This window comes from Rhizobium sophoriradicis (assembly GCF_025200795.1).
In the GTDB taxonomy this organism is placed as follows: domain Bacteria; phylum Pseudomonadota; class Alphaproteobacteria; order Rhizobiales; family Rhizobiaceae; genus Rhizobium; species Rhizobium sophoriradicis.
On record NZ_CP104152.1, the window covers coordinates 4,370,010 to 4,395,889 of the forward strand.

A 25,880-nucleotide genomic window follows, 5' to 3' on the forward strand; every position below is an offset into this window, starting at 1 on the left:
GGATTAAGCGGCATGTTTGGAAAACGCGGAAACGAAGGTTTCGGAAAGGCTGGAGGCGCGATCGCTCCTCCGCCGCCGGCTCCGGCCGCGCCCGCACCCGTGGCTTCCTCTCCCTCCATTCTGGTCGAACCCGCGCGCGAGAACCAGCGCCAGCAGGTGACACCGCCGCCGATGCAGGCGCCGCAGCGCAAGCGGCCGGTGCGCACCGACGAATATTACGACACCAAACAGCAGGTATTTTCTGCACTGATCGACACGATCGATCTCTCGCAGCTTTCCAAGCTCGACGGCGAAAGCGCGCGTGAGGAAATCCGCGACATCGTCAACGACATCATCACCATCAAGAATTTCGCGATGTCGATCTCCGAGCAGGAAGAGCTGCTTGAGGATATCTGCAACGACGTCCTCGGTTACGGCCCGCTGGAGCCGCTGCTGGCGCGCGACGACATCGCCGACATCATGGTCAACGGCGCCGGCCAGACTTTTATCGAAGTCGGCGGCAAGACGATCGAATCGGAAATCCGTTTTCGCGACAACGCGCAGCTTCTCTCCATCTGCCAGCGCATTGTCAGCCAGGTCGGCCGCCGCGTCGATGAATCGAGCCCGATCTGCGACGCGCGCCTGCCCGATGGTTCGCGCGTCAACGTCATCGCACCGCCGCTGTCGATCGACGGGCCGGCGCTCACCATCCGCAAGTTCAAGAAGGACAAGCTGACGCTCGATCAGCTCGTCCGTTTCGGCGCGATCACGCCGGAAGGCGCAACCGTGCTGCAGATCATCGGGCGGGTGCGCTGCAACGTCATCATCTCAGGCGGCACGGGTTCGGGTAAAACGACCCTCCTGAACTGCCTGACCAATTACATCGATCGCGACGAACGCGTCATCACCTGCGAGGACACGGCCGAACTGCAGCTGCAGCAGCCGCATGTCGTGCGTCTTGAAACGCGTCCGCCGAATATCGAAGGCGAGGGCGAGATCACCATGCGCGATCTCGTCAAGAACTGCCTGCGCATGCGTCCCGAGCGCATCATCGTCGGCGAAGTGCGCGGACCTGAAGTTTTCGACCTGCTGCAGGCGATGAACACCGGTCACGACGGCTCGATGGGCACGATCCACGCCAACACCCCGCGCGAATGCCTGAGCCGTATCGAATCGATGATCGCCATGGGCGGCTTCACCCTGCCGGCAAAAACGGTGCGTGAGATCATCTCCACCTCTGTCGACGTCATCATCCAGGCGGCGCGCCTGCGCGACGGTTCGCGCCGCATCACCCAGATCACCGAGGTGATCGGCATGGAAGGCGACGTCATCATCACCCAGGATCTGATGCGCTACGAGATCGAAGGCGAAGACGCGGGCGGCCGATTGATCGGCCGGCACATGTCGACCGGCGTCGGCAAACCGCATTTCTGGGATCGGGCTCGTTACTTCAACGAGGAAAAGCGCCTGGCCGCCGCCCTCGACGCGATGGAAGCGAAATCCAAGGATTAGGCTGATGTTCGGGTTCGATCCGGTAGTCCTGGCAATCGTCGTCCTCGCGGCAGTCTCCGCGGCGGCGGTCGCCTATGCGCTCATGTTTACGCGGATCGAGGCCGACAAGAAATCGGCAAGCCGCATCAATCGTGTGAAGTCGGCAGAGGTCGACCGGGTCAAGGTCAAGGCTGCCCGCGACCGCGTGCAGGAACTGTCGAAGCGGCGCAAATCGGTGCAGGACAATCTGAAGGATCTGGAAAAACGCCAGCACGAAAAAACCCGCAAGACCCTGTCGATGAAATCCCGCCTGTTGCAGGCCGGCCTGCCGATCAGCGTGGGGAAATTTTATCTCATCAGTGCCATCTTCGCCTCGGTGCTGCTGATCGTGGCTTTCATCGTCGGCGCATCGTGGATGGTCATGATCGGCATTGCCGTCGTCGCCGGTCTAGGCCTGCCGCGCTGGGTTCTCGGCTTCTTGATCAAGCGCCGCCAGAACAAATTCCTCAACGAGCTCCCCAATGCGCTCGACGTCATCACCCGCTCGATCAAGTCAGGCCTGCCGCTCAACGATGCGATTCGCCTGATCGGAACCGAAGGCACCGAGCCGGTCAAGAGCGAGTTCCGGCGGATAATCGAGGCGCAGCAGGTGGGCCTCAGCATTCCCGACGCCTGCGCCCGCATGACGCTTCACATGCCGCTCCAGGAAGTCAACTTCTTCGCGATCGTCATCGCCATCCAGTCGCAGGCGGGCGGCAATCTGTCGGAAGCGATCGGCAATCTCTCCAAGGTGCTGCGCGAGCGCCGGAAGATGAAGGCCAAGGTCTCGGCGCTGTCAATGGAAGCCAAGGCGTCGGCAGTCATCATCGGCGCGCTGCCCTTCATCGTCGCGACCCTCGTCTACCTCACCTCGCCGAACTACATGATGATCCTTTTTACCGATCCGCGCGGCCATTTCATCATGGGTGTCTCGGCGATCTGGATGTCGATCGGCATCTTCGTCATGCGCAACATGGTCAATTTTGACATCTAGCGGAAGGAAGCACCATGTCGCAGGACCTCGCCGCAACGCTGACCAATCCGGGCATGCTGATCGCCGTCTTCGTCGCGATCGCCGTCTTCGCCACTTTCTACACGATCGCCATCCCCTTTTTCGAGCGCGGCGATCTGACCAAGCGCATGAAGGCCGTTTCGACAGAGCGCGAGCAGATCCGCGCCCGCGAACGCGCCCGCATGAATGCCGACCCGGCTGCCGGCAAGGCGTCGCTCAGGAGCCAGAACAACCGCTCGGTTCGCCAGATCGTCGAGCGGTTCAACCTGCGCAAGGCGCTGGTCGACGAAAATACGGTCAACAAGCTGCGTGCCGCCGGTTTCCGCTCGGAGAATGCGCTGAATACCTTCCTCGTCGCGCGCTTCCTGCTGCCCTTCCTCTTCCTGGCGCTTGCCGCCTTCTGGGTCTTCGGCCTCGGCAACCTCGCCGAAAGGGGCATGCCTATCCGCCTCTTCGCCGTCATCGGCATCGGCTATCTCGGTTTCTACGCGCCGAACATCTACATCTCCAATCGCATGGGCAAACGCCAGCACTCGATCAAGCGCGCCTGGCCGGATGCGCTGGACCTGATGCTGATCTGCGTCGAATCCGGTATCTCGATCGAGGCCGCGATGCGTCGTGTGTCGGAAGAACTCGGCGAGCAGTCGCCGGCGCTCGCCGAGGAGATGGTGCTGACCACGGCCGAGCTCTCCTTCCTGCCGGATCGCCGGGTGGCGCTCGAAAATCTTGCCACGCGCACGCAGATCGAACTGGTGCGCTCGGTCACTCAGGCGCTGATCCAGGCCGATCGCTACGGCACGCCGGTCGCCCAAGCGCTGCGCGTTCTCGCTCAGGAAGGGCGCGACGAGCGCATGAACGAAGCGGAAAAGAAGGCGGCCGCCCTGCCGCCGAAACTGACGGTGCCGATGATCCTGTTTTTCCTGCCGGTGCTGATTGCCGTTATCCTCGGCCCGGCCGGCATCCAGGTGGCGGACAAGTTCTGACGGTTGCGCAGACGATATGTCGTCCGTGCCCGTGACGGGCGCCGGCATAACTGCTACACGAGATGGACGATGATCGAGTGGCGCGGAGGCCGTGCCTCTCTGCGCGTTCCATCCCGAAGGCGAGGTTCACATGTCTTCTCAGGGCATTTTCATCAGCATCATGGCAGCCCTGATGGTCGGCGCGATGAGCCCCGGCCCGAGCTTCGTCGTCGTCTCCAGGATCGCCATTTCACAGTCACGGCTGGACGGTCTTGCGGCCGCGCTGGGCATGGGTGCAGGCGGTGTCGTTTTCGCCGTGCTGGCGCTTGCCGGACTGACGGCGCTGCTGTCTCAGTTCGAATGGCTGTATATCTTGCTGAAGGTCGCAGGCGGTGTCTATCTCGTCTATATCGCTGTCAATATCTGGAAAGGCGCCGGTCGGCCGCTCGAGGTTTCCGACGCCGTCCATGGACGCCGCGCGCCGATGCGCAGCTTCACGACCGCGCTGCTGACCCAGCTCAGCAACCCGAAGACCATCATCGTCTATGCCAGCCTGTTTGCCGCGCTATTGCCGAGGACGGTGCCGCTCGATCTCATCTTCGCGCTGCCGCTCGGTGTCTTTGCGGTGGAGGCGGGCTGGTATTCGATCGTAGCGATCGCTTTTTCGGCCCGCCATCCGCGGCGGCTCTATCTCCATGCCAAGGGCTGGATCGACCGAGCCGCCGGTGCCGTCATGGGCGGCCTCGGTCTCCGTCTCATCCTTTCGGGCCTCAGCGTCCGCTGAACACGGTTTAGTTGGTATTGCTGCCGTCCGCCGCGCCCGGCGTCTTGTCCTTGGCGGCGAGCTTCTGCCAGGAATTCTGCTGCGACAGCATGCTCCTGAGATAGGCGACATTGGCATCAGCCTGCTGCGGCGAGAGCTCTCGCCGCGCGATCTGCTCGGCTTCCGCAAAACGTCCCTGCAGGCCGACGACGAGCGCCAGGTTCTGCCTGACGCGGCTGTCGGCGTTTGGTTGGCCGGCGGCCGAGCGCAGATAGGTTTCGGCCGTGCGCAGATCGCCGGTCAGGACGTAGGACATTCCAAGATTGGAAAGAATGGACGGTTCGTTCGGCTGAATGTCGAGCGCGTCGCGGTAGCGCTGCCTGGCCTCGCTTGCCCGGCCCATCTGATCAAGGATCGCCCCTTGGGCCGAGATCAGCCTCCAGTCCGGACGATCCGGTGTCTGGGCCCGGCCGATAGTGTCGAGCGCCTGCTGGAACTGTCCGGCTGCCGCTTGCGCCTTGCCATAGGCGGCCAGCACGTTTCGGTCGCCGGGATTGGCGATCGCCACCTGCTGCATGACGGCGAGCGCCTGCGCGTCACGGCCGTTCATGCGCAGCAGATTGGCATAGCTGACGCCGGTGACGGGATCGCGCGGGTTCTTGTCATAGGCCTGGCCGAGCCGATCCGTTGCCGAGCGCAGCTCGGTCGCGTCCATCTCTTCGACCGGCTTGGTGAGTTTCGGCACCGAGCCTGTCGTCATCCGGTCCTTCGTCGTCGTCGAGCAGCCCGCCAGCGCAACGACGATCAGCGACGCCGCGACGCCCTGCAGGAAGCGGTTGGTGGATATGGTGGTGAGCGAGGCAGGCATGACGCGTTCCTGATTCCGAAATCGGCGCCTCACCTCGAACGCGGAACAGGGAAAGGTTTGACGCAATCTTCGCTCCAGCAATAGTCTGTTAACCCTAACAGACCGTTAAGGAACGATTCCTGACGACCGCCGAAGGACAATCATGGCCCCCTATCAGTTCATCGAAAGACCGACCCCCTTCAACACGAAGGGCGGTTCGACGCTGCCGATCTTTGCCGTCACGCCCGCCCATATCGAGACCGGCACGATCGATCCGATCGCCCTCGACTGGGCAAAAAAGGCAGGGTTCAAGGCCGAGAGCGGATCGCTGCTGCTGATCCCGACCGCCGAAGGCCATCTCGGCGGCGCGCTTTTCGGCCTCGGCACCAATCCGTCCGAACAGCCCTATATCGCCGGCAGACTCGCGCGTGCGCTGCCGGCCGGCGACTGGCACATCGAGACCGCGCCGCTGACGGCAAATCGCCTGGCCCTCGGCTTCGGCCTCGGCAGCTACCGTTTCGACCGCTACAAATCGGAAAAATCTTCCGTCGCGACAATGCTCATTCCGAGCGATGCCGACGGCGCCGACATCAAGCGCCAGCTCGCCGGTGTCTTTCTCGCCCGCGATCTCATCAATACGCCGACGAACGACATGGGTCCGGACCAACTCGAGGCGGCTTTCCGCGGCCTGGCTCAGCGTTACAAGGCTGATGTATCGGTTATAACAGGTGACGCGCTGCTTGAGCAAAACTTCCCGCTCGTCCATACCGTCGGCCGCGCCAGCGCCGATGCGCCGCGCCTTCTCGAGCTGCGCTGGGGCAAGAAGGGCCATCGCAAGGTGACGCTCGTCGGCAAGGGCGTCTGCTTCGATACCGGCGGTCTCGACATCAAGCCGGCCGCCTCGATGCTGCTGATGAAGAAGGACATGGGCGGCGCCGCCAACGTCATGGGGCTCGCCCTGATGATCATGGACGCCAAGCTGAAGGTCGATCTGCGTGTCATCGTCCCGGTCGTCGAAAACGCGATCTCCTCCAACGCCTTCCGCCCAGGCGACATTTATCGCAGCCGCAAGGGCCTCACCGTCCAGATCGACAATACCGACGCCGAAGGCCGCCTGATCCTGGCCGATGCGCTCGCCTATGCCGACGAGGAGGAGCCCGATCTCTTGATCGACATGGCGACGCTGACCGGTGCCGCGCGCGTTGCGCTGGGTCCAGATCTTCCGCCCTTCTTCACCGACGACGCCAATCTGGCGCATGACCTCACCGAAGCGAGCCTGGAAACGGACGATCCGATCTGGCGCCTGCCGCTCTATCCCGGCTACGAAAAGGATATCCGCGCCAAATTCGCCGATCTCACCAACGCGCCGGCCGGCGGCATGGCGGGATCGATCACCGCCGCGCTCTTCCTAAAGCGTTTCGTCAGCAAGACGAAGAGCTGGGCGCATTTCGACATTTACGGCTGGGCCCAGTCTGAGCGGCCGCATTCGCCGGGCGGCGGCGAAGCGCAGGCGATCCGCGCGCTCTTTCATCATATCCGCACGGGCCTTTTCTAGAGCATGATGCCGGAAGTCGCCCCGGCAGAGGAGATCATTAAAATTTTATTCACCCTGCCGGATGGCAATTGCCGGCCGCCCTTGCATGTCCATGGCAACTGCCGGAAAATGAAACGCTAGCGTAACGATTTTCCGGAGGGGCCGTGCCGATCGAACTGACCGCCTCGCAGGCGCTGGGGCTCTGGCATGGCGTGGCGCTCGATCAGGTGCGCCTTGACGATCGCGATTTGACGTTGCGCCAGATGGCGATCCTGCTGCATATTTATCTGGTGCCGCCGCCCCACACCGTGCGCGGGCTTGCCGCCACGCTCGGTGTCACCAAGCCGGTCATCACTCGCGCGCTGGACACGATGGGCGAGATGGGCCTGGTCGACCGCGTGCGTGACGATGCCGACCGGCGCAACGTGATCATCAAGCGCACCGTCGGCGGCGCGCTTTACCTGGAAAAGCTGGGCGATCTCGTCCGTGAGCAGGGCCGGCGTCTGCCGATCTGAACGGGCGATCTGAAAGGAATGGGAATGACGATGTTCGACCGCCGCCTGCATGCCTATAGGCCCGATCTCGCGGAAGCAGAACTCGAAGGCAAGGTGGAGGCGTCGCGCTTCGTGGAAGGCGCCCCGGCACGCGTCGCCGTTCCCGTCATTGCCTTGCGCCCGGAGCCGGCGCTTGCGCGCGGCATCGATACGGAGCTGCTCCTTGGCGAGCAGGTGACGGTTTTCGATCGCGCCGACGGCTGGTGCTGGGTGAAGGCCGCGTCGGACGGTTATGTCGGTTATGTCACCGCAGACGCGCTCTCGCAAATTGACCCGGTACCGACCCATATCGTCACCGTGGCGCGCACCTTCCTCTACCCGGAGCCCGAACTGCGCAAGCCGCACCTGACGACGCTTTCGATGGGAAGCCGCATTCACGTCGCCGGCGAGGCGGAAGTGCGGGGCAATCATTATGTCGTGCTCGAGGATGGAACCGCGATCTTCGCCAGGCACGTCCAGCCGATCGGCGCTTGCGACGGTGCCGATTATGTCGAGATCGCCGCCCGGTTCCTGGAGACGCCCTATCTCTGGGGCGGGCGCTCCGGTCTCGGCATCGATTGCTCCGGCCTGGTCCAGCTTGCGATGCTGATGACCGGCCGACAGGCGCCGCGTGATACCGACATGCAGGCAGCCGGCCTCGGCGAAGCGATCGATCGTACTGAAATCCGTCGCGGTGACCTGGTGTTCTGGAAGGGCCATGTGGCGATTTTCGAGGATCCGCAGAGCATCCTTCATGCCAATGGTCACAGCATGACGGTGGCGCGCGAGAATTTCGATGCCGCCGTCGAGCGCATCGGCTCGCTCTACCAACAGCCGACCGGTTATCGCCGCCCATTCAAGTGACTGGTGGCTGCGGCCAGGCGCTCACGCCGCCCGTCCAGTCTTCGAAGGCTCTCGACAGCCTGAGGACCCGCATGTCGTCGAAGCGTGGTCCGACGATCTGCAGCCCGATCGGCATGCCCGACCGGGAGAAGCCGCAATTGATCGAGGCGGCCGGCTGTTCCGACATGTTCCATGGCACGGTGAAGGCGATATGTTCGAACGGCCTTGCCGGATCGTTGGTCGGCGATGCCCATTCGGCCGGATAGGAAATGATCGGGTTTGTCGGCGAGAGCAGCGCGTCGATCATTGTGAACAGCTGTCCGCAGCTCCTGCGCATTTCGATCGTCTGGTTAAAGCCTCTGACCGCATCGACGCCGCTGACATCGGCGCCGGCCTTCGCCCAATCGCCTATATAGGGCAGGATACTGTCGCGCCGCTTTTCCTCCAGGCCTGCTATATCGCTCCAGAGGCGGGCGCGCCAAAAGCTGTCGAGCCCATCAAGCATGGCGCGCGTCAGCACCGGTTGGGCGGATATGATGGTGGCGCCGGCCTTCTCGAAACCTTTTGCCGCCGCTTCGACCGCGCCCCCGATTTCGTCATCCACCGCAAGCCCGCAACCGGCATCGAGCATCAGGCCGATCTTCATCCCTGACATGTCGATTTCGAGATCCATCCAGTTGAAATCGTTCGGCGGCAGGCTGGTGCCGTCGCGCCAGTCCGGCCGTGACAGCGTCGCCATGGAATAGGCCGCATCTTCGACCCTGCGCGTCATCGGGCCGAGGCAGCGCCCGACATAATAGGGATCGGCCGGGATGCGCCCGTGGCTCGGCTTGAAGCCGAAGATCCCGGTCCAGCCGGCGGGCAGGCGCACCGAGCCGCCGATATCTGTGCCGATATGCAGCGGCCCGTAGCCGGCCGCCGCCGCGCCGGCAGCCCCGGCGCTCGATCCGCCGGGGTTCTGTGTGATGTTCCAGGGATTGCGGCTAAGGGGATGAAAGCTCGAAAGGCCGGAGGATAGCATGCCGTAATCGGGGCAGGTGGTTTTGGCGAAGATCACAGCGCCATCCTCGCGAAGCCGGGCGGCGGCCGGCGCATCGGCTTCCGCCGGTTTCAGCTCCACCGCCTTGGTGCCGAACGGCACCGGCTGGCCCTTCGTAGCGATCAGTTCCTTCAGCGTCACCGGAATGCCGTCGAGCGGACCGAGCGGCAGTCCCTTCGCCCACCGCGCCGTCGATGCTTTCGCCTGCACACGCGCTGCTTCCGGATCGTAGAGGTAGAGTGCTGAAATCGACGGTTCCCAGGCGGCGATATGGTCTTCGAGGGCGAGCCAGTACTCGAGTGGCGAAAGGCTTTTATCGGCGAAGCGCCGTCGGAGCGCGCGGATGGTCAGATTGGTATCGCTCGCCGCAGTCTTGGGCCTTTCTTTTCTCGAGGACATCAGCGGCTTGCCTCGCGTGGATCGAGAAGATCGCGCAAGCCGTCGCCGAGCATGTTGAAGCCGATGACAGCAAGCGCGATGGCAAGGCCCGGCAGGATCGCCAGCCAAGGGGCCAACGCCAAGTAGGTTTGCGCATCGGCGAGCATCCGGCCCCATGTCGGCGCCGGCGGCGCCAGGCCGAGGCCGAGGAAGCTGAGACCGGCTTCGGTCAGGATCGCCAGCCCGAGCTGGATCGCCCCATGCACGATGATCTGGCTGATAATATTCGGCAGCACATGGCGCAGCGAAATAGTCAGGCGCGTGTTGCCGATCGCGCATGCTGCCGTCACATAATCCCGGCTCCAGGCCTGCAGCGAGGTTGCAAGCGTCACCCTGGCAAAGACCGGGATCATGAACACGGCGATCGCCGCGATCGCGGTGGACCGTCCCGGCCCGAGAAAGGCGCCGAGCACCATCGCCGACAGGATCGGCGGCAAGGCAAAGATGACGTCGCAGATGCGCATCAGCAGCGCTTCTAACGGGCCGCGGATCGCCGCCGCCGAAATGCCTGCGACCGAACCGAGCGTCCCGCCGATCGCCACCGCGGTGATGGCGATCGACACCGAATTCCAGCATCCCGCCATCAGCATAGACAGCACGTCACGGCCGAACTGGTCGGTGCCGAGCAAGCCGAAGGCAAGCGGCGGCTGCAGTTTGTGGACGATCTGCATCTTTTCAGGCGGCAGCGGCGTCCAGACGAGCGACAACAGCGCAACCGCGATCAGCACGCCAACGATGACAGCACCGGAGATGAGGTTTGTTCGCCGGCTAAGTCTGGAGCCCGGACGGCGGCTGGCGATGGCCGTGGAGGTAATCGGCACCATGGTCAAGCCGCCCTTCTCATCCTGGGATCGATCGCGAGGTAAGAGAGATCGACGATGAAATTCACCACGATGACGAGGGCAGCGAAGAACAGCACCACGTCCTGCATCACGATGATGTCGCGCTGGGAAAGGGCCTGCAGGGCAAGCCGACCGAGGCCGGGCAGGTTGAAGACGTTTTCCACCAGCACTGCGCCGGCGACGAGAAAGGTGAACTGCAGGCCGATCATGGTCAGGATCGGGATCAGCGCGTTCGGCACGACGTGGCGCCACAACACAGCGCTGCGCGAAAGTCCTTTGGCGACGGCGGTGCGAGCAAAGTCCTCATGCATCGTCTCGAGCACGGCCGAACGCGCCACCCGCGTCAACACGCCAGCCTGCGGCATCGCCAGTGCGACTGCCGGTAGAACAAGCGCCTGCAACGCCGGCAGCAAACCGGCGCCCCAGCCCGGGAAACCGCCAGCCGGCATCAGTCTGAGCATCGTCGAAAACAGAATGATCAACAGCAAGGCCACCCAGAAAGCCGGCATTGCGATACTGATCTGTGAAAACAGCGCTGCGGCGATATCAAAGGCACGGCCGCGGCGCGAGGCGGCGAGCACCCCCAGCGGCAGGGAGATCGCCACCGAAAGCGCGATCGCCATCAACGCCAGCGGCAGCGTCACCGCCAGCCGCTCGACGATCAATTCCGCGACCGGAACACCATAGGTGTAGGATTCGCCGAGATCGCCTGACAGCACGCCGGCCAGCCATTGTCCGTAACGCAGAATCAGCGGCTGGTCGAGCCCGAGATCATGGCGCAGCGCCGCTAAGGTCTCCGGGCTTGCCGAGGTGCCGAGCATGATCGCGGCGGAATCTCCGGGCAGGAGATCCATGACGGTGAAGATCAGCAGTGAGACGATCAGGAGGGTAACGATGAGACCGGCGAAGCGGCGGGCGAGGAGGGCGATCATGGGTGCCACGCTTTGGGTGTGGCTATTGAGGGATGGCCTCCTCGCCGGATTTTCGAGGTGATGTGACGACCGCCCCACCCACCCTCATTCCTGTGCTTGTCACAGGAATCCAGCCACGGCGCGTCTGCGCCGTGAGTGATCGTGACCCAGTCAAGAGCGTCTCCCGCGCCCAAGGATTTGGGCGCGCTGGATTCCTGTGACAAGCACAGGAATGAGGGGTGGAGAGGGCGGTGACCGGCATTGGACGGCTCGCCGTCAGGCTTCGTTTCGTTCACCTCCACGCCTCACGCCTCCCGCATCAATGCCGCCTCACTCCTCCCAGGAAACTCCGGACAGCACGTTGGAAGGGATCGGCTCGTTCTCCCACAGCCCCTTCAGCTTCCTGTCCCAGACGCCGAGTTTCGGCATGACGAAGAGGTAGAGCGCCGGCACGTCCTCGGCGAGGATCTTCTGCGCTTGCGCATAGATCGCATTCTGCGCGGCGGGATCGGCCGTCTCCTGGACCTTCTTCATCAACGCGTTGAAATCAGGGTTCTTGTAGTTGAAATAATAGGGATCGCGGGCATAGATGTCGATGTCGAGCGGCTCGGCATGGGCGACGATCGTCATGTCGAAGTTGCGGTCCTTCATGATGTCCTGGATCCATTTCGCCGGAAACTCGGTCGGCTCGATATTCATCGTCACGCCGATCTCGGCAAACATCGCCTGCATCACCTGAGCGCTGCGCGGCGCATAAGCCATCTGCGGCGATTTGATCGTGAAGGTCAAGCCGTTGGGGTAGCCTGCTTCGGCCAGCAGCGCCTTGGCCTTCTCGACGTCATAGGGCAGCACGCCGGTCATATCCTGATAACCCGGATCGTTCGGCGTGTAATGGCTGCCGATCGGCGTTCCGAGGCCCGACCATGCGCCGTCGATCACCGTCTTGCGGTCGATTGCCATCATCAGCGCCTGGCGCACGCGCTTGTCGTCGAAAGGCTTCTTGGCATTGTTCATGCCGGCGACGACCTTGAGCTCGGTATTGCCGATCCTGGTGACGAGCCTGGCATCCCCGTCGAATGAGCTCATCAGCTCGGGTGCGGCAAATTCCGGAAAGGCGTCGAGATCGCCGGATTTCAGCGCGGCTGCCTGCGCCTGCGGGTCGGCGATGAAGCGGAAGGTCACCTTGTCGAGCTTGGCGGCCGCATCCTTGTTCCAGTAGTCGGCATTCCTGATAAGTTCGACCCTGTCGCCCTTTGCCCAGCTGACGAATTTGAAGGGGCCGGTGCCGATCGGCGTCACCTTGTCATCGGCCGCCGTCTTCGGCGCGACCATCACCGAAGCCGGCCAGCCGAGCCAGTAGAGCAGACTGCCGGTCGGCGCTGAGAGATGCAGCACCAGCGTTTTCGCATCGGGCGTTTCGATCGAGGCGATCGAGGCGAAGAAGCGCTTCTGCGGATTGACCGAATCGGCGCCGCGGGCGCGGTCGAGCGAAAACTTGGCGCTGGCGGAATCGAAAGTCTCGCCATCATGGAATTTGACGCCGGTCTGCAGCTTGAATGTATAGGTCAGGCCATCGGGCGAGACCTCCCAGCTCTTTGCCAGCTGCGGCTGGACCTTGCCGCTCTGGTCGATCCTCACCAGTCCCTCGAACACGTTCTGCCAGGTGACCTGGCCGATGGCGACGGGGGCTGCGATCGTCGGGTCGAGCCCGGTCGGCTCGACGCTCATGCCAAGGTTGAGGGTGGTTTTCGCCGCTTCCGCCGGCGTCATCGCCGTCATCATCAGACCGGCCGAAAGCGCAGTGCCAAGGGAAAGCCGCCGGACGAAACGTCCCGAAGGCGCAAACGAAAGCTTATTCATCATGCCCATTCTACCAGGTTGCGACCATAAGGCGTGTCGCGATCTTTCAGATCTGCCTGCCGCTTCCGGTCTTTGTTGTCCGCATGTCTTTGACGCAAACGCTGCACAGTTTTGCGAGACATGTCTATTCAATCAATGACCGTCTGGATAGCGGTCGCGCCACGCCTTCTGCGCGCCTTCGGCCGGAAGGGCGCTCGCCTCGTAGACGCCGCGGGCGATCGCCCGCGCCATCACGATGGTGGCGAGGTGGCAAAGCTCCATCAGGCTTGCCATGTCGTCTCGTCGATGCCTGCCTGTTGAAGCGGCAAAGACGGTGTCGCCGTCGAGCGGCAGGTGCGCCGGCAAAAGCGCCCGGGCAAAGCCGTCATGGCCGGCCAGCGAAAGCCGGTGCGCCTCCGCCTTCGTCAGCTGCGCGTCGGTCACCACCGCGCCGATTGTCGTTGCCGGCGTGTTCGTCCCCTTGAGCCGCATCCGGTGGTCGGTCACGGCAGGCATGCCGAGCCCGCCGAATTCGCCGTCCTTCTCGAAGGGCGCCGCCCAGAAATGCGGCCCGTCGCCGATCGTTGCCGAGCCGAGTGCGTTGACAGCGACAACAGCCGCGACGCAGTGCCCGGCGCTGCTGACGGCACTGGCCGAGCCGAGCCCGCCCTTGAAGGTGGCCGTCGTCGCCCCCGTCCCGGCGCCTGTCGTGCCGAGCGCGAAGGCGCCCTTGGCTGCTGCCTTCAAGGCCGCATAACCCATGTCGCGATAGGGCGAGTGCAGGCCCCAGTCCTTGTCGCCGCCGTTCAGCAGGTCCATCAGGATCGCCTGCGGCACGATCGGGATGCGCATCGAACCGACCGCAAAACCGCGGCCGATCTCGCGCAATCCCGCCTGCACGCCGCCGGCGGCGTCGAGCCCGAAAGCCGAGCCGCCGGAGAGCACGAAGGCGTCGACGGCGTTGACGGTCATCGACGGGTCGAGCAGGCCGGTATCGCGCCCGCCCGGCGCGCCGCCGAGCACCGTGCCCGATGCGACGGCCGGCTCGTCGAAGACGATGACCGTAACGCCGGAACCGAGGGTGAGATCGGTGGCATGGCCGACGGCGACGCCGTCAATATCGGTGATCAGATTGAGAAGGTCAGGCAAGGGCGGATCCTTGTGCACGAAGGGCCGCCGATAGGACTGCAATTGTCCTCAAAAAACAAGACCGGCCCCTAAGGACCGGTCACAACAGAAAGCCGCCAAACGCGGCAGCGGCTGCATGCCCTCAGGCATGAAGGGGCTTCGGATGACGGCGGGTCATCAGGTCGTGAATGGCCAGCCGCACCTCATCCGGCGAAGCGAAACGCTGCTCGTCGAGGTCGTGGACGTGGTATTTCACGGCGATGAACTTCAGCCGGTCTTCGTCTGGAATGACGATCCCGACGGGAACGCCTGCATATTCGATAACTTGCTTCTTCATAGATAGAACTCCTGCCGCGCGATAGGCGCAGCCATGGCGAATTGACTTGTCTGGTACCGTTGAAAAGGAGGACGAACGTCACATTCGACAGTTCGGGCGGGAGAGGGCGCCCGGACGGTCATTGCCAAGCACAGATCGCCAAAGGAAAGTGGCGAGAATATCGATGTCTATCATGTCTCGTTCCTTGCGTTGGCGTTGCGCTTGAGTGGTCTCGGAAGAGCCCGGGACCGGTGATGGCTGACTTGGTAATCTACTAACTTGGTAGACATTACCCGATAGCCTGTCAGAAACATATTCCGAAACGTGTCAAAAAATCGACGATCCGGAAAATTCTATTCCATCCCAGCTAAACTTACGGAAAGACACATATCAGCTTTTCGTAAAATTCGCATGACAGAATCGAAACTCTTTCGATCGCCGCAGCAGACATAGGAAGCCCGGCTGAATCAGGCAATGGGCCGTTTCATTAAAAATCGAAATGCCTCGAAATGACCGATTTGGTTAATGTCGGAAAGGCCGCGCTCACCAGCCTTCGTCGAGCACCTTTTCCAGCATGTCCGCGAAGAAATCCGCGCTTTCGATGCTGAGGCAGAGCGGCGGTTTGATCTTCAGCACGTTTTGGTGATCGCCGGTCGGCTGCATGATGACGCCGAGTGTTAGAAGCCGGTCGCAGATGGCCGCCGTCTCTGCCGTCGCCGGCTCCAGCGTCGTTCTGTCGCGGACGAATTCCAGGCCGAGATAGAGGCCCATGCCATGCACGGCGCCGGCGATCGGGTAACGGTCGATCAGCGCCGCAAGCCGCCCCTTCAGGTGATCGCCGACCGTGCGGGCATTTTCCTGCAGCTTTTCCTCGGCCATGATATCGAGCACCGCCGTGCCGGCGATGCAGCTGACCGGGCTGCCACCGGTCGAGGAAAAGAAGGGGCCTTCCTTCTCCAGTGACTGCGCGATCGCGCGTGTGGTGATGACGGCGCCAAGCGGATGGCCGTTGCCCATGCCCTTGGCGACGGTGATGATATCGGGCACCACTCCTTGTTGTTCGAAACCCCAGAAATAATGACCGAGCCTGCCATAACCGACCTGCACCTCGTCGGCGATGCAGAGGCCGCCGCGGGCGCGCACCTGGGCGTAGATCTCCCGGAGATAACCGTCCGGCAAGGGAATGCCGCCGGCATTGCCGTAGACTGATTCGCAGATGAAGCCGGCCAGGCCTTGGCCGCCGGCGTCGATCGTCTCCAGCATCGGCATGACGGCGCTGAGATAGCTCGCGGCCGTGTCGGGCCCGCGAAACGCGCCGCGATAGGTATTCGGCGAGACGACCGCATGCACCCAATCCGGCCTGGTGCTCAGCGCCTCAGGATTGTCGGCGATCGAGGTGGAGACGGCGTCACTCGCCGCCGACCAGCCGTGATAGGCTTCGAGCAGGCACAGCATATCACGCGCGCCGCTATGGGCTTGCGCCAGCCGGATCGCCAGATCGTTCGCCTCGGAGCCGCTATTGACCAGAAAGACCGTATCGAGCCCCTCAGGCGCAAGCGCGGCGAGCCGTTCGGAAAATTCCGCGATCGCGGCATAGTGGAAGCGAGAATTCGTATTGAGCCGCAGCCATTGTGCGCCGATTGCCGCCGCGAACCTGGGGTGGCCATGGCCGAGGATGGTGACGTTGTTGACCATATCGAGATAGGCGCGGCCCTCGACATCGAACAGATGTTCTTTCCAGCCGCGCTCGATCTGCGGCGGCGCGGCATAATAGTGCTTCTGCGCGTTTGCGACATGCGCCTGCCGAGTGACGAGCAGACCAGCGGTTTCCGGTTGCGGAGCATCCGCTTGCCGGTCGAGAAGGGGCGAGGGTGAAGGGCAGAGCACCGACCAGGCCGCTGCCTCGCGCGGCGTGGCAAAGAGCGGCGGTTCGAGGCCCGCGACGCTGCAGAGCTGGAGACGCAGCCCGCCGAGCGACGACGCCTCTCCGGCGACCGTGCCCAGCAACTCGCCGCTGGCAACCTCGGCTTCATTCTCGACCGAGAGGTCGAGCCCGTCGAGGTGCAGGGTCACCGTCTGGGAGGTCAGGATCAGATGCTGGTCCTTCCAGCCGGTGCGGCCGGCAAAGGGTGCTGCGACCGCGCTTCCCGCCGCAAGGCATATATCGACATGCAGAGCGCAGGTCGCCTGTTCCTTGGTGTTTGCGAGGGCCGCGCGGGAGAGCCGATATTCACCGTAGCGCGTTGCCGCCGTGCCGCTTTCGGTCGCAGCCCGGGCAAGCAGCCGCCAGTCCATATCGGCATTCAGCCAGTTGCCGGCGGAAAAATGCGGGCTCTGCACCCCGAGATCGATATAGGCGATCGCGGCAGGATCGATGTCGGGCAGCAGCGGCAGCCATTCCGATGCGTCCGGGGCGGCGACGCCCACGCCGGCCGCCTTGAGGATGGCGGCCTCCATCAGTTCGAACGGAACCGACATCGCCGTATCGAAGATCGCCCGCTCGCGGTCGAGATTGCCGCGGACATAGTCGTTGTCGGGATCGACTGAAATCTGCTGCTCGCTGCTGGCGACGAGGATGACCGCGCGCGCGACGATCAGCGGCCACAGCGCCTTCAGTTCGTCGTCGCTCAGCGGATAGATCGCCTGATAGGCGGTGACGGCGGGTAGGATATGAAAGGGGTCGCCATTCGCCTGATGCAGCAGCGAGGCGCAGGTGACGGCGAGGTCGCCGACCAGCCAGCCGCGGATGATGTCGCCGAAATCGATCACCCCGTCGGGGATGGTGTGGCCACGGGCATCGCGATGGCCGACAACATTGTCGCCTGTGACGTCGTGATGGACGGCCTGCAGCCGGAGCGACGGCGCCAGCGGCTGGATGCGACGTACGGCCATGACCATGGTCTTGGCGATCCGATCGCGCGCGGCGCTATCGGTGATGGCGGAAAGCAACTGCACGGCAACCGGCCCGGCCCGCCTCAGGTCCCATTGCAGGCTGCGGTCGAGGCCCGGATGGTCGAAATCGGCAAGCGCCAGCGCCAGTCTCGCGCAGAGAGCGCCAAGCGCCGCGACGGAAGCCGGCGCCAGATATGTCAGTTCCGTCAGCCCTCGACCTTCCAGATATTCCAGCAGCCTGACCTGATAGCCCTGCCCGCGCACGGTAAGGACAAGGATCTCCCGCCCGTCATTCGTGGCGATCACAGTGGGAACGCGTGGCGCGTCCGCCTTGCTTTTCAGGTGATGGATCGCCGCGTTCTGCGCTTCGAGTTCGCGGGTCTCGTAAGCCGCATGGCAAATCTTCAGCACATAACGGCCGCGATCGCTGTCGACGCGATAGTTGCGATCCTGCTGGCTGCCGAGTTCGGCAAGCGTGCCGGACAGGCCGTAATGGGCAAGCAGGATCTCTTCCGCGTCTGCGATGGTGACGTCGGGACGCGGCAGCGCCATGCGATCAACAAGCGCCTCGTCGTTCATGACACCCCCTCCCGCAGCATGATTCGATTACCCGTTGAGCGAGATAATCAAATACTTGCTGTCGGCAGGCAACGGGTGATTGTCGTTTGCCAGCAAAAGAGATGCCGGCCTTGGCGGCTTCACCCCATGCGTTCGGAGGCGTAGCTTCCGGGGCTGGCCGGGAAGACGACGGTGCGGTTGCCGTTGATGAAGGTGCGGTGGTGGATATGGGCGTGGATGGCGCGGGCCAGCACCTGGCTTTCAACGTCGCGGCCGATCGAGACATAGTCGTCGGCGCTCTGGGCATGGGTGATGCGCGCCGTGTCCTGCTCGATGATCGGGCCTTCGTCGAGATCGGCGGTGACGTAGTGGGCGGTTGCGCCGATCAGCTTGACGCCGCGCTCATAAGCCTGCTTGTAGGGGTTGGCGCCCTTGAAGGACGGCAGGAAGGAATGGTGGATGTTGATGATCCTGCCCGACATCTGCTTGCAGAGCTGGTCTGAGAGGACCTGCATGTAGCGGGCGAGCACGATCAGTTCGGTGCCGGTCTGGTTGACGAGCTCGACGAGCTGGGCTTCGGCCTGCGGCTTGTTTTCCTTGGTCACCTTGATGTGGTGGAAGGGGATGTCGTGATTGACGACGACCTTCTGGTAATCGAAATGATTGGAGACGACGCCGACGATGTCGATCGGCAGCGCCCCGATCTTCCAGCGGTAGAGCAGGTCGTTGAGACAATGGCCGAAGCGCGACACCATCAGCAGCACCTTCATGCGGCTTTCGCTGTCGTGGAACTCGTAGTCCATTTCGAAAGGTGCGGCGACGGCGGCAAAATCGGTGCTGATCGCCGAGCCGGACAGCCCCTCTTCCGAAATGAAGCTGACGCGCATGAAGAACTTGCCGGTATCGAGATCGTCGAACTGTGAGCTGTCGATGATGTTGCAGCCCTTCTCCGCCAGATAGCTGGAAATCGCCGCAACGATGACACGCGTCGATTTGCAGGATACCGTCAATACATAGCTTCTCATATCTGTCCCTCTTCCCTCTTCAAGAGCGCCGCCGTGCTTAGATCAAAGCCCGGGCCGCGAATAGGCCGGTGCGCTTTCATTCATGCGACAAATTGCAAGATGAACCATCACGTTTGTGCAAGTTCTCTCGCTTCCAGGCCTTAGCTTAGGAGAAGTTGCGCAAAAAACTGTGCCGCCAGCGCCGTGGGGATGCGTATTCTCGCCTTCGGCACGAAAGTCAGGCCGGCGGACGGCTTGCTGCGGCCACCTTGCGGCGCGGCGTGGTGATTTCGTGGACGATGGCACCGCCGACCGACGAGAGCACCAGCGACAGGATCACGAAGAGCACCGGCTGCTGCAGGATGCCGATCGGCAGGCGGTCGGCGGCGACCCTGAGGAAAGCAAGCGTGAAAGCGTGGGTGATGTAGATGGCGTAGGAGCAGTCGCCGAGATAGTTGAGCCATCTCAGAACCGGCAGCCGGGAAAAATCGGTGGAGACCGCGCCGTAGAGGATGAAGACTGCCGGGACCCCCCAGGCGTAGAACCGGCTCTCCGGCGGCATCAGCGCCTCGTTGACGAGGAGGAACGCAAAGCCAATGGCGAGCGCCGCCCATGCCCAGCGGTTCGGCAGGAGCGCCTTCTGCCCATATAGCCAGCCAAGCACCACGCCGGCGAGAAACTCCAGCATGATCGGTTCGCCGTAGAACCGGGTGGCCGTTGTTTCCGGCAGCAGCCGGCAGGCTATCAGGATCACGGCAAAGACGGCAAACATGGCCGGAATCCGGCGGGCTTCCGAGAGCGGCAGCAAGAGGGCAAACACGAAATAGAAGAACATCTCGTAGTTCAGCGTCCAGCCCGGCACGACGACGGGGGTGATCGTGCCGGGATCGGCGGCATTGGCCCATGGCAGAAAGAACAGCGAGGCGATTAGATGCGGAAGGTCGAACACCGTCGATTTCAGCAATGATGGGGCCGCCAGCGCCACGACAGCAGAAAACAGCGTTGCCAGCCAATAGAGCGGGACAATCCTTCTGATGCGGCGGCGGGCGAAATCGAAGGGGCTCATCGCGCGCCCGCTCGTCGTCAGCCACATCACGAATCCGCTGAGGACGAAGAAGATGTCGACCCCGGTTTCACCATAGAGAAAAGCCGTCGCGTCAACGGCGGGATTGACTTTGGCAAGCTGCAATATCGCATGGAAATAAACGACCATCAGCGCCGCGACAGCGCGCAGATATTGAAGCTGGACAAGCATCGAGCGTCTTGCTCCTCGGGCTCGCGCCGGCGCCGGTCCCTTCCGCGCGGCTGCGGTCAACTCGTTACATCTGCCGCACGACCCTGCCGGATGCGCGGGTTGTCGTGGAAGCGCATATATCCGACGACGAACCACAGGAGGCCGGCAATCTTCATCGAGAAAACCGCCGTCCCTCCGATCATCATATTCAGAAAAATGAAAAGAGAAAGTGAATGAGCGCAGCGCCGCTGCGCCGCCGTGCGGCCTGCTGGGAAGAGGCAGACGAACAGCCAGAAGGCGATGACGCCGAAAATGGTCGCCGCGTAGATCAGGTAGACATAGCCGCTGTCGGCGAATTCGGCGACCCTGTCGACCGAAAGGCCGAGAACGGCAAGAGGATCGAGCTCCATGATCTTCTTCATCGTCAGATTGATGCGGCCGGTGAAATTGTCACCTGTCGCATTGGGCTTCATGGTGTAGACGAGGAAACCTGCGGCGATGATCAGCGGCATCAGCGCCAAGTTGAAATTCTTCGGGATCTTCGGAAAGACGAAATAGCCGACGATGCAGGCAAAACAGAAGATCAGCATCGTGCGCGTATCGTTCGTCACCAGGATCAGCACTGCCGTGGCGATGAACAGCAGCCGGTCCCACCGGCTAATTCTGTCCCACATCGACACCAAATAGATCGCAATCACGCCGCAGAAATTGGCGAGCGACACCTGTTCGAGGAAGATCGATGACGAGCGATGGTCGATGATGCCGAAGGAGAAGCGCTCGGGAAAACCGAGTGCGTTCTGGAACAGGCCTGTCTTATTGTAGCTCAGCGGCAGCAGTCCGCGCGTATTGGCGAAATAATCGGACGGATGCACGATGCTGACATAGAACGGCACGCTGACGATCTCAAAGATCAGGAAGATCAGCACCTCAAGGCTGGCCCAGCGAAAGGCCAGCTTCATGGTTTTCTCGTTGCTCCAGCCGCCGAGGCCGGAAAAGCAGAAAATGATCAGCACATTGCGGAAATGATCGACGAACGGCAGGCGGTTGAGCACGCTGACATAGATGGTAACGACAAGCGTGAACAGCAGAAACAGGAAGGCCGGCAGGTCGGTTTCGTAAATCCCCTTATGGAGGAGGTAGATGATGGCGCTTGCCAGAATCAGGCCCTCGCTGGCGGCGACATGCGTCAACGAAAGCGGCACGATGTTGTGGTTGATGAAGGCCAGGATGCCGTTATAGAGCACCGACAGCAGCCCGAGCCAGAGCACCGGATGGTCGACGCGCGATCCACTCGCGGCCGCATCGACCCGGTTGCTCGCCACGGTGAACGTCACTGCTTTCTGATCGAGCGCTGCCACGGTCAGTTCTCCGCGGGCTTGACGGCGGTGCAGGCGCCGGCATCGGCTTTGGCCGACTCGGCGAGAAGCCGCATCTGCGGCCGCTCAGGGCCCTGACGCGGCTGAACGTTGAAAGGTTCGTTCGCCGGCCACCATTCGCCGGCCGCCCAATAAGACCAGCCGAGCCAGACGTCGCTATTTCCAGACATGGTGGCGTAGATTTCTCTCAGCCCGCCCATGCAGTCCTTGTCGGCGGAGGCGCCGAATTCGCCGAGAAAGCCGCGCTTGTGGTTTTGCTTCAGCCAGGCGGTGACCCCGGCGATCGCTTCGACCGCGGCATCCGCACCTTCGCAGGTTGGATGGGTTCCCGACGAATCGACGTCGAGATATTGGTGGACCTCGTACGCGTAGAAATCGAGAGGATCGCGCACGCCGAGCATCACCGTGCCGTTGGCGCCGCCGATCACATCCTTTTCCCAGCTGTGAGCGCCGCTCCAGGCCGTGCCCGGCACGAGGATGAGATTGCGTGCGCCGACGGCCCGGATACCGCGGATCGCGGCGTTGGCGGCATCGAGCCAGTCCGTTGCCTTAATGTCATGCGGTTCGTTCATCAGGCCGAAGAGCACGCCGTTCTCATTGGCGAATTCGACCGCGAGCCTCGCCCAGAAGTCGGCGAACGCGGCGTCCGTCGCCGGCGCAGTGCCGATCTGTACTTTGTCGTAATAGCCGAAATTATGCGGGTCGAGCAGGACCGCCATGCCGTGCTTGCGGATTAAAGCAGCGGTATCTTTGATCCGCTTGATTTCGTCATCGTCGAGCCGGCCGCCGAGCGCCGGCTGCAGCCGCTCCCAGCGGAAGGGCAGCCGGATGATCGTCATGCCCTTTTTGGCGAAATAGCCGATCGTCTCTTCGCTTGGATAGATATAGTTCGTGCCGTAGGTGCCGCCGCGCTCGCCATATTCGCCGCCCGAGAGATTGACGCCGCGATAGCAGGGCGCACCGGCCGCAAAGACCGACGACGGGGTGAGAGCGGCCGCAAGCAGCAGCGCCACCAGATGTCGTGTCGTCCTCATCCTACCCTCGAATCACGGCAAATCGCGACATCGACGTCGCTCGGGCCCATCTTAACGGTCCGTTAGCTAAGAATTTCTAAAGTCTCGGCACCTCGGCTTCAGTCTTTCACGCTGGGCGGGACACGAGTGCGCGTATGAGCCAGTATGACAGGAATAGAGTAAGCCGGCTGCCCGGCTGGCGCAGTTATGAGCCGCCTCAGCCTGCGCCGGAAGGCGTGCGGCTGCGCAGTCCTATCGTCCGCCCGGATGATTTCGCCCGCCCGGCGCCCGAACCCGCTCCTCCGCCTTTCGTGCCGCCGCCGGCAAGCGTTGCGCAAACGCGCCGTTACGAACAGCCGTCGCCTCCGCCTGCCGAGCGGCCCGCGTTTGATGTGCCGCCGCAGAGCGTGTCGGCACCCGCCGCTCCGCTTCTCGACCTCCGCTCCAGCATCGCGGCGATCTGGAGCCACCGCCTGGTGGTGCTTGCCCTCGCCCTTCTCGGCGCCGTCGCCGGCGGCGCGCTGGCGCCGTTCATCGGCCAGAAATACACGGCCGTCAGCAGCCTCTATTTCGATCCGCGCCAGATCGGCCTTGCCGAGGCCGGTGCGCAATCTTCCGGTCCGTCGCCTGAAATGATCTCGGCGCTGATCGACAGCCAGGTGCAGATTCTGACTTCGGGCAATGTGCTGCGCCGCGTCGTCGAGGCGATGAAGCTCGATCAGGATCCGGAATTCACCGGCGGCCGCACCGATGGCGCTGCCGTCATCGGCACCCTGCAGAAGGCGCTTGTCATCACCCGCCAGGCCACCACCTATGTCGTTTCGCTTGCCGCGACGACCAATGATCCGGAAAAATCGGCAAAGCTTGCCAACCAGGTCGTCACTGCCTTCACCGAAGAGGAAAACAGCGCCTCGAACGGCCTCTACGAAAACACCTCCTCGACACTCGGTGGACGCCTCGACGACCTGCGCCAGAAGGTGCTGGAGGCCGAGCAGGCGGTCGAGACCTTCCGCGCCGACAACGACATGGCCGCGACCGAGGGCAACCTGATTTCCGATCAGCGGCTCGGCTCGCTGAACACGCTGCTGGTGACGGCGCAGGAAAAGACCATCCAGGCCAAGGCCCGCGCCGACGCCGTCGCCAATCTGCGCGTCGAGGACATCGTCGCCGGCAATCAGACCGAGGGCGGCGCCACCTCGCCGCTGGTCAGCCTGCGTCAGCAATATGCAGCCCAAGCCGCCGCCGTCGGCAGCCTCGAAAGCCAGATGGGCACGCGTCATCCGCGCCTGCAGGCGGCCCGCTCCTCGCTGCAGAGCATATCCGGCGAAATCAAGGGTGAATTGCAGCGCCTCGCCACCTCGGCACGCGGCGAATACGAGCAGGCGAAGGCCGCCGAAGACAGCATCGCCAAGGAGCTTGCCGTCCAGAAGGCGCTGCAGGCGACGACCTCGGACAAGCAGGTGGAATTGAACGAATTGCAGCGCAAGGCGACGGCGGCGCGCGATATCTACGAGACGGTACTGAAGCGCTCGAGCCAGACGAGCGAGGAGCAGAACCTCAGCCAGAGCAACATTCGCGTCATCTCGCCGGCCGAACCGCCGGTCAAGGCCGATGGCCCGGGAAAAAAGATCCTGCTGGTCGCCGGCATCATCGGCGGTCTGCTTGCCGGTTTCGTCGTCGGCGCCGGCTTTGCGATCCTCGCCGGCCTCTTCAGCCATCCCATCGTCAGAAGCTATTTCAGGAAAACGCCCGCTGCGGCTGCTTGATCACGATCCTCGGTTTTCCTACATCCTATGGGCGGCCGGCGATGCCGACAGGAGAGTTCCATGCGGCTTGTGATGATGTTTCCGATATTGCTCGTTGCCACATCAGGCCTTGCGCCAGCCTCCGCCTTTGCCGTCGATTGGTCAAAACCGGTGAATTCGGACGTTCAAGCCCTCTATCCCTACAAGGGTCTGCCCGGCGTCAAGGCGCAGCCGGACAAGAAGGAAGAGGAATCCTATAATTGCCGCACTGAAACCGTCCAGATCCGCCGCCGCTACGACGAGATCTTCCGCTCCGGCGGCATGCCGACGCTAATGTATGTCTGCGAGCGCGACGGCTTCGTCACCATGGGCGGCAAGGTGCCGCTGCGCGGCCACTATCAGCCGGTGCGATAAGCGCCTCAGCCGGTCAACAAAGCCGTTGGGTGCGCCTGTCGGAACCGTCGGGCCGCCACATCGAGCAGCGTTGCCGCCACCCGACCGATATCGGCTTCGCTCATATCGTAATAGCTGGGCAGATTGATTGCGCGGCCCGTAATGCTCCAAGCGTTCACGTTCCCGGGCAGGTCTTCGAACATGGAGAGGCTGGAGAGGGATAGAAGAAGACTCGCGCGTCGATATTTTCTGCCGGAGCTCGCTGAGGCCCCGACAGGCGGGATGACTCAACGGAACAACTGAGCTTGATCACGGTACTCATGCGCTTCGGTGCCGGGTGGTCAAAAAGGACAAAACCGTTCTGTCCGGCAACAACGCCGCTTTCGCCTTGCGCGGCATGCTAATTGCATTATTACTAATATTCTAATCCGTGGGGAGAAAGTGCCATGCAATGGAACACATCGGTGGATTTTGCGCCTCTCGTTCTCTTTATTGGGGGCCGGGGAAAGTACAAGATCGTCCGGACGCTCCGAGACGTAGCCGAGGTTCTGATGATCGAATGGCCGCTTGACGACGGAGAGGAATATGTCGCGGCCGTGAAGGCTTGCGCCGATGCAATCACCGGGCAGGCCGGAATGGACGAACTCAGGGACTTGCTTCTGAGCGCCGCCACAGAAGCCGGCATCGTGGTTTTGTCGGTGATTGCAGACGGCGGGAAGACGGCGCCGCACATGGCGGCGTGAAGGCCGGGAATCGCGCCATCATAGGCTGCGCTGGTTAGGCTTCCAGAATCAGCATCATGGTACCAGCCATATCGATAAGCGCATCGTCAACGACCTTCGTTGGAAGGTACCAATGCGCCATTTTGGAAGGCTTGATTATCTGATCTTGGTAGAGATCAATATTGGAATGGTGCCCAGAAGAGGACTCGAACCTCCACGCCTCGCGGCACAGGTACCTGAAACCTGCGCGTCTACCAATTCCGCCATCTGGGCGACGGAGAGCGATGTAAGGGGGTGGCCGGCGACTGTCAACTGGGTTTTTGAAGTTTTCCTGACAGTTGGCAAAAAACTGCTGATCACATCAGGAGGCGTGCTGCCGGACAGGCATAGCGCCTGTCATTGGGCGTCCTATATAAGGGAGGATCAA

The 25,880-nt window shown here is 62.6% G+C and carries 22 protein-coding genes, 1 tRNA gene and 1 pseudogene; 10 read left to right on the plus strand and 14 right to left on the minus strand.

Going from position 1 to position 25,880, the window contains the following annotated elements; genetic code table 11:
* Nucleotides 1-12 precede the first annotated feature (12 nt).
* The 4 genes from N2597_RS21325 (at nucleotide 13) to N2597_RS21340 (ending at nucleotide 4,267) form a co-directional block, all read left to right on the plus strand.
* On the plus strand, nucleotides 13-1,491 hold the full coding sequence (locus N2597_RS21325; protein WP_077995034.1) for a TadA family conjugal transfer-associated ATPase: 1,479 nt from the start codon (nucleotides 13-15) through the stop codon (nucleotides 1,489-1,491).
* 4 nt (nucleotides 1,492-1,495) lie between these two features.
* On the plus strand, nucleotides 1,496-2,503 hold the full coding sequence (locus N2597_RS21330; RefSeq protein ID WP_009991761.1) for a type II secretion system F family protein: 1,008 nt from the start codon (nucleotides 1,496-1,498) through the stop codon (nucleotides 2,501-2,503).
* Between the two features lie 14 nt (nucleotides 2,504-2,517).
* A complete protein-coding gene (locus N2597_RS21335; protein ID WP_077995033.1) occupies nucleotides 2,518-3,504 on the plus strand; it encodes a type II secretion system F family protein in 987 nt (328 codons plus the stop codon).
* A gap of 130 nt (nucleotides 3,505-3,634) precedes the next feature.
* Entirely contained in the window at nucleotides 3,635-4,267 is a 633-nt protein-coding gene (locus N2597_RS21340; protein WP_077995032.1) for a LysE family translocator, read from the plus strand.
* A gap of 7 nt (nucleotides 4,268-4,274) precedes the next feature.
* Here N2597_RS21340 and N2597_RS21345 read toward each other — a convergent pair whose 3' ends face one another.
* A complete protein-coding gene (locus N2597_RS21345; RefSeq protein WP_077995031.1) occupies nucleotides 4,275-5,114 on the minus strand; it encodes a tetratricopeptide repeat protein in 840 nt (279 codons plus the stop codon).
* A gap of 142 nt (nucleotides 5,115-5,256) precedes the next feature.
* Here N2597_RS21345 and N2597_RS21350 point away from each other — a divergent pair, with 142 nt between their 5' ends.
* The 3 genes from N2597_RS21350 (at nucleotide 5,257) to N2597_RS21360 (ending at nucleotide 8,024) form a co-directional block, all read left to right on the plus strand.
* Nucleotides 5,257-6,648: a leucyl aminopeptidase family protein gene (locus tag N2597_RS21350; protein WP_077995030.1), complete on the plus strand. Its 1,392-nt coding sequence runs from the start codon at nucleotides 5,257-5,259 to the stop codon at nucleotides 6,646-6,648.
* Between the two features lie 143 nt (nucleotides 6,649-6,791).
* Nucleotides 6,792-7,142 carry a MarR family transcriptional regulator gene (locus N2597_RS21355; RefSeq protein WP_010032039.1) on the plus strand — a complete coding sequence of 117 codons (351 nt, stop codon included), beginning with the start codon at nucleotides 6,792-6,794 and terminating at the stop codon, nucleotides 7,140-7,142.
* Nucleotides 7,143-7,166: 24 nt separating this feature from the next.
* Nucleotides 7,167-8,024: a C40 family peptidase gene (locus N2597_RS21360; protein ID WP_077995029.1), complete on the plus strand. Its 858-nt coding sequence runs from the start codon at nucleotides 7,167-7,169 to the stop codon at nucleotides 8,022-8,024.
* On the opposite strand, the gene N2597_RS21365 is transcribed toward N2597_RS21360, so the two are convergent.
* The 11 genes from N2597_RS21365 to N2597_RS21415 all read right to left on the minus strand — a co-directional run bounded on the left by N2597_RS21365 (nucleotide 8,017) and on the right by N2597_RS21415 (nucleotide 22,614).
* Complete coding sequence (locus N2597_RS21365) at nucleotides 8,017-9,441, minus strand: amidase (protein WP_077995028.1); 1,425 nt, start codon at nucleotides 9,439-9,441, stop codon at nucleotides 8,017-8,019. The genes N2597_RS21360 and N2597_RS21365 overlap by 8 nt on opposite strands.
* Nucleotides 9,441-10,304 carry an ABC transporter permease gene (locus tag N2597_RS21370; protein WP_077995027.1) on the minus strand — a complete coding sequence of 288 codons (864 nt, stop codon included), beginning with the start codon at nucleotides 10,302-10,304 and terminating at the stop codon, nucleotides 9,441-9,443. The genes N2597_RS21365 and N2597_RS21370 overlap by 1 nt, the downstream gene beginning before the upstream one ends.
* A 2-nt stretch (nucleotides 10,305-10,306) precedes the next feature.
* Complete coding sequence (locus N2597_RS21375; RefSeq protein ID WP_183598696.1) at nucleotides 10,307-11,254, minus strand: ABC transporter permease; 948 nt, start codon at nucleotides 11,252-11,254, stop codon at nucleotides 10,307-10,309.
* Nucleotides 11,255-11,563: 309 nt separating this feature from the next.
* Complete coding sequence (locus N2597_RS21380) at nucleotides 11,564-13,093, minus strand: ABC transporter substrate-binding protein (RefSeq protein ID WP_183598698.1); 1,530 nt, start codon at nucleotides 13,091-13,093, stop codon at nucleotides 11,564-11,566.
* 132 nt (nucleotides 13,094-13,225) lie between these two features.
* Nucleotides 13,226-14,221: a P1 family peptidase gene (locus N2597_RS21385; protein ID WP_077995097.1), complete on the minus strand. Its 996-nt coding sequence runs from the start codon at nucleotides 14,219-14,221 to the stop codon at nucleotides 13,226-13,228.
* A gap of 121 nt (nucleotides 14,222-14,342) precedes the next feature.
* Nucleotides 14,343-14,537, minus strand: a complete 195-nt coding sequence (locus tag N2597_RS21390; RefSeq protein ID WP_009995469.1) for a hypothetical protein — start codon at nucleotides 14,535-14,537, stop codon at nucleotides 14,343-14,345.
* Between the two features lie 522 nt (nucleotides 14,538-15,059).
* Nucleotides 15,060-17,987 carry an aminotransferase gene (locus N2597_RS21395; RefSeq protein ID WP_183598700.1) on the minus strand — a complete coding sequence of 976 codons (2,928 nt, stop codon included), beginning with the start codon at nucleotides 17,985-17,987 and terminating at the stop codon, nucleotides 15,060-15,062.
* A 119-nt stretch (nucleotides 17,988-18,106) separates the two neighbouring features.
* Entirely contained in the window at nucleotides 18,107-18,991 is an 885-nt protein-coding gene (purU, locus tag N2597_RS21400) for a formyltetrahydrofolate deformylase (protein ID WP_341356210.1), read from the minus strand.
* Between the two features lie 217 nt (nucleotides 18,992-19,208).
* Complete coding sequence (locus N2597_RS21405; protein WP_096763096.1) at nucleotides 19,209-20,225, minus strand: acyltransferase family protein; 1,017 nt, start codon at nucleotides 20,223-20,225, stop codon at nucleotides 19,209-19,211.
* A 56-nt stretch (nucleotides 20,226-20,281) separates the two neighbouring features.
* Nucleotides 20,282-21,562: a hypothetical protein gene (locus N2597_RS21410; RefSeq protein WP_183599457.1), complete on the minus strand. Its 1,281-nt coding sequence runs from the start codon at nucleotides 21,560-21,562 to the stop codon at nucleotides 20,282-20,284.
* Between the two features lie 2 nt (nucleotides 21,563-21,564).
* Entirely contained in the window at nucleotides 21,565-22,614 is a 1,050-nt protein-coding gene (locus tag N2597_RS21415) for a glycoside hydrolase family 5 protein (protein WP_096763094.1), read from the minus strand.
* A gap of 134 nt (nucleotides 22,615-22,748) precedes the next feature.
* Between N2597_RS21415 and N2597_RS21420 the strand changes: the two genes are divergently transcribed.
* On the plus strand, nucleotides 22,749-24,359 hold the full coding sequence (locus N2597_RS21420; RefSeq protein WP_106796063.1) for a GumC family protein: 1,611 nt from the start codon (nucleotides 22,749-22,751) through the stop codon (nucleotides 24,357-24,359).
* A 60-nt stretch (nucleotides 24,360-24,419) separates the two neighbouring features.
* Nucleotides 24,420-24,752: a hypothetical protein gene (locus tag N2597_RS21425; protein ID WP_096763092.1), complete on the plus strand. Its 333-nt coding sequence runs from the start codon at nucleotides 24,420-24,422 to the stop codon at nucleotides 24,750-24,752.
* Nucleotides 24,753-24,757: 5 nt separating this feature from the next.
* On the opposite strand, the pseudogene N2597_RS21430 reads toward N2597_RS21425, so the two are convergent.
* A pseudogene (locus tag N2597_RS21430) lies at nucleotides 24,758-24,978 on the minus strand (DegT/DnrJ/EryC1/StrS family aminotransferase); the annotation flags it as partial.
* Between the two features lie 199 nt (nucleotides 24,979-25,177).
* Here N2597_RS21430 and N2597_RS21435 point away from each other — a divergent pair.
* Nucleotides 25,178-25,474, plus strand: coding sequence for a DUF982 domain-containing protein (locus tag N2597_RS21435; protein WP_009984121.1), 297 nt, complete (start codon nucleotides 25,178-25,180; stop codon nucleotides 25,472-25,474).
* A gap of 167 nt (nucleotides 25,475-25,641) precedes the next feature.
* Here N2597_RS21435 and N2597_RS21440 read toward each other — a convergent pair.
* Nucleotides 25,642-25,726: transfer RNA gene (locus N2597_RS21440), tRNA-Leu, on the minus strand.
* Nucleotides 25,727-25,880 lie beyond the last annotated feature (154 nt).

Coding starts and splice junctions, on each gene's coding strand:
- N2597_RS21425 (WP_096763092.1), top strand. CDS start 24,420: ATGCGGCTTGTGATGATGTTTCCGATATTGCTCGTTGCCACATCAGGC.
- N2597_RS21405 (WP_096763096.1), bottom strand. CDS start 20,225: ATGCTTGTCCAGCTTCAATATCTGCGCGCTGTCGCGGCGCTGATGGTC.
- N2597_RS21375 (WP_183598696.1), bottom strand. CDS start 11,254: ATGATCGCCCTCCTCGCCCGCCGCTTCGCCGGTCTCATCGTTACCCTC.
- N2597_RS21370 (WP_077995027.1), bottom strand. CDS start 10,304: ATGGTGCCGATTACCTCCACGGCCATCGCCAGCCGCCGTCCGGGCTCC.
- N2597_RS21395 (WP_183598700.1), bottom strand. CDS start 17,987: ATGAACGACGAGGCGCTTGTTGATCGCATGGCGCTGCCGCGTCCCGAC.
- N2597_RS21365 (WP_077995028.1), bottom strand. CDS start 9,441: ATGTCCTCGAGAAAAGAAAGGCCCAAGACTGCGGCGAGCGATACCAAT.
- N2597_RS21340 (WP_077995032.1), top strand. CDS start 3,635: ATGTCTTCTCAGGGCATTTTCATCAGCATCATGGCAGCCCTGATGGTC.
- N2597_RS21435 (WP_009984121.1), top strand. CDS start 25,178: ATGCAATGGAACACATCGGTGGATTTTGCGCCTCTCGTTCTCTTTATT.
- N2597_RS21420 (WP_106796063.1), top strand. CDS start 22,749: ATGAGCCAGTATGACAGGAATAGAGTAAGCCGGCTGCCCGGCTGGCGC.
- N2597_RS21350 (WP_077995030.1), top strand. CDS start 5,257: ATGGCCCCCTATCAGTTCATCGAAAGACCGACCCCCTTCAACACGAAG.
- N2597_RS21345 (WP_077995031.1), bottom strand. CDS start 5,114: ATGCCTGCCTCGCTCACCACCATATCCACCAACCGCTTCCTGCAGGGC.
- N2597_RS21380 (WP_183598698.1), bottom strand. CDS start 13,093: ATGAATAAGCTTTCGTTTGCGCCTTCGGGACGTTTCGTCCGGCGGCTT.
- N2597_RS21330 (WP_009991761.1), top strand. CDS start 1,496: ATGTTCGGGTTCGATCCGGTAGTCCTGGCAATCGTCGTCCTCGCGGCA.
- N2597_RS21335 (WP_077995033.1), top strand. CDS start 2,518: ATGTCGCAGGACCTCGCCGCAACGCTGACCAATCCGGGCATGCTGATC.
- N2597_RS21325 (WP_077995034.1), top strand. CDS start 13: ATGTTTGGAAAACGCGGAAACGAAGGTTTCGGAAAGGCTGGAGGCGCG.
- N2597_RS21360 (WP_077995029.1), top strand. CDS start 7,167: ATGACGATGTTCGACCGCCGCCTGCATGCCTATAGGCCCGATCTCGCG.
- purU (WP_341356210.1), bottom strand. CDS start 18,991: ATGAGAAGCTATGTATTGACGGTATCCTGCAAATCGACGCGTGTCATC.
- N2597_RS21415 (WP_096763094.1), bottom strand. CDS start 22,614: ATGAGGACGACACGACATCTGGTGGCGCTGCTGCTTGCGGCCGCTCTC.
- N2597_RS21390 (WP_009995469.1), bottom strand. CDS start 14,537: ATGAAGAAGCAAGTTATCGAATATGCAGGCGTTCCCGTCGGGATCGTC.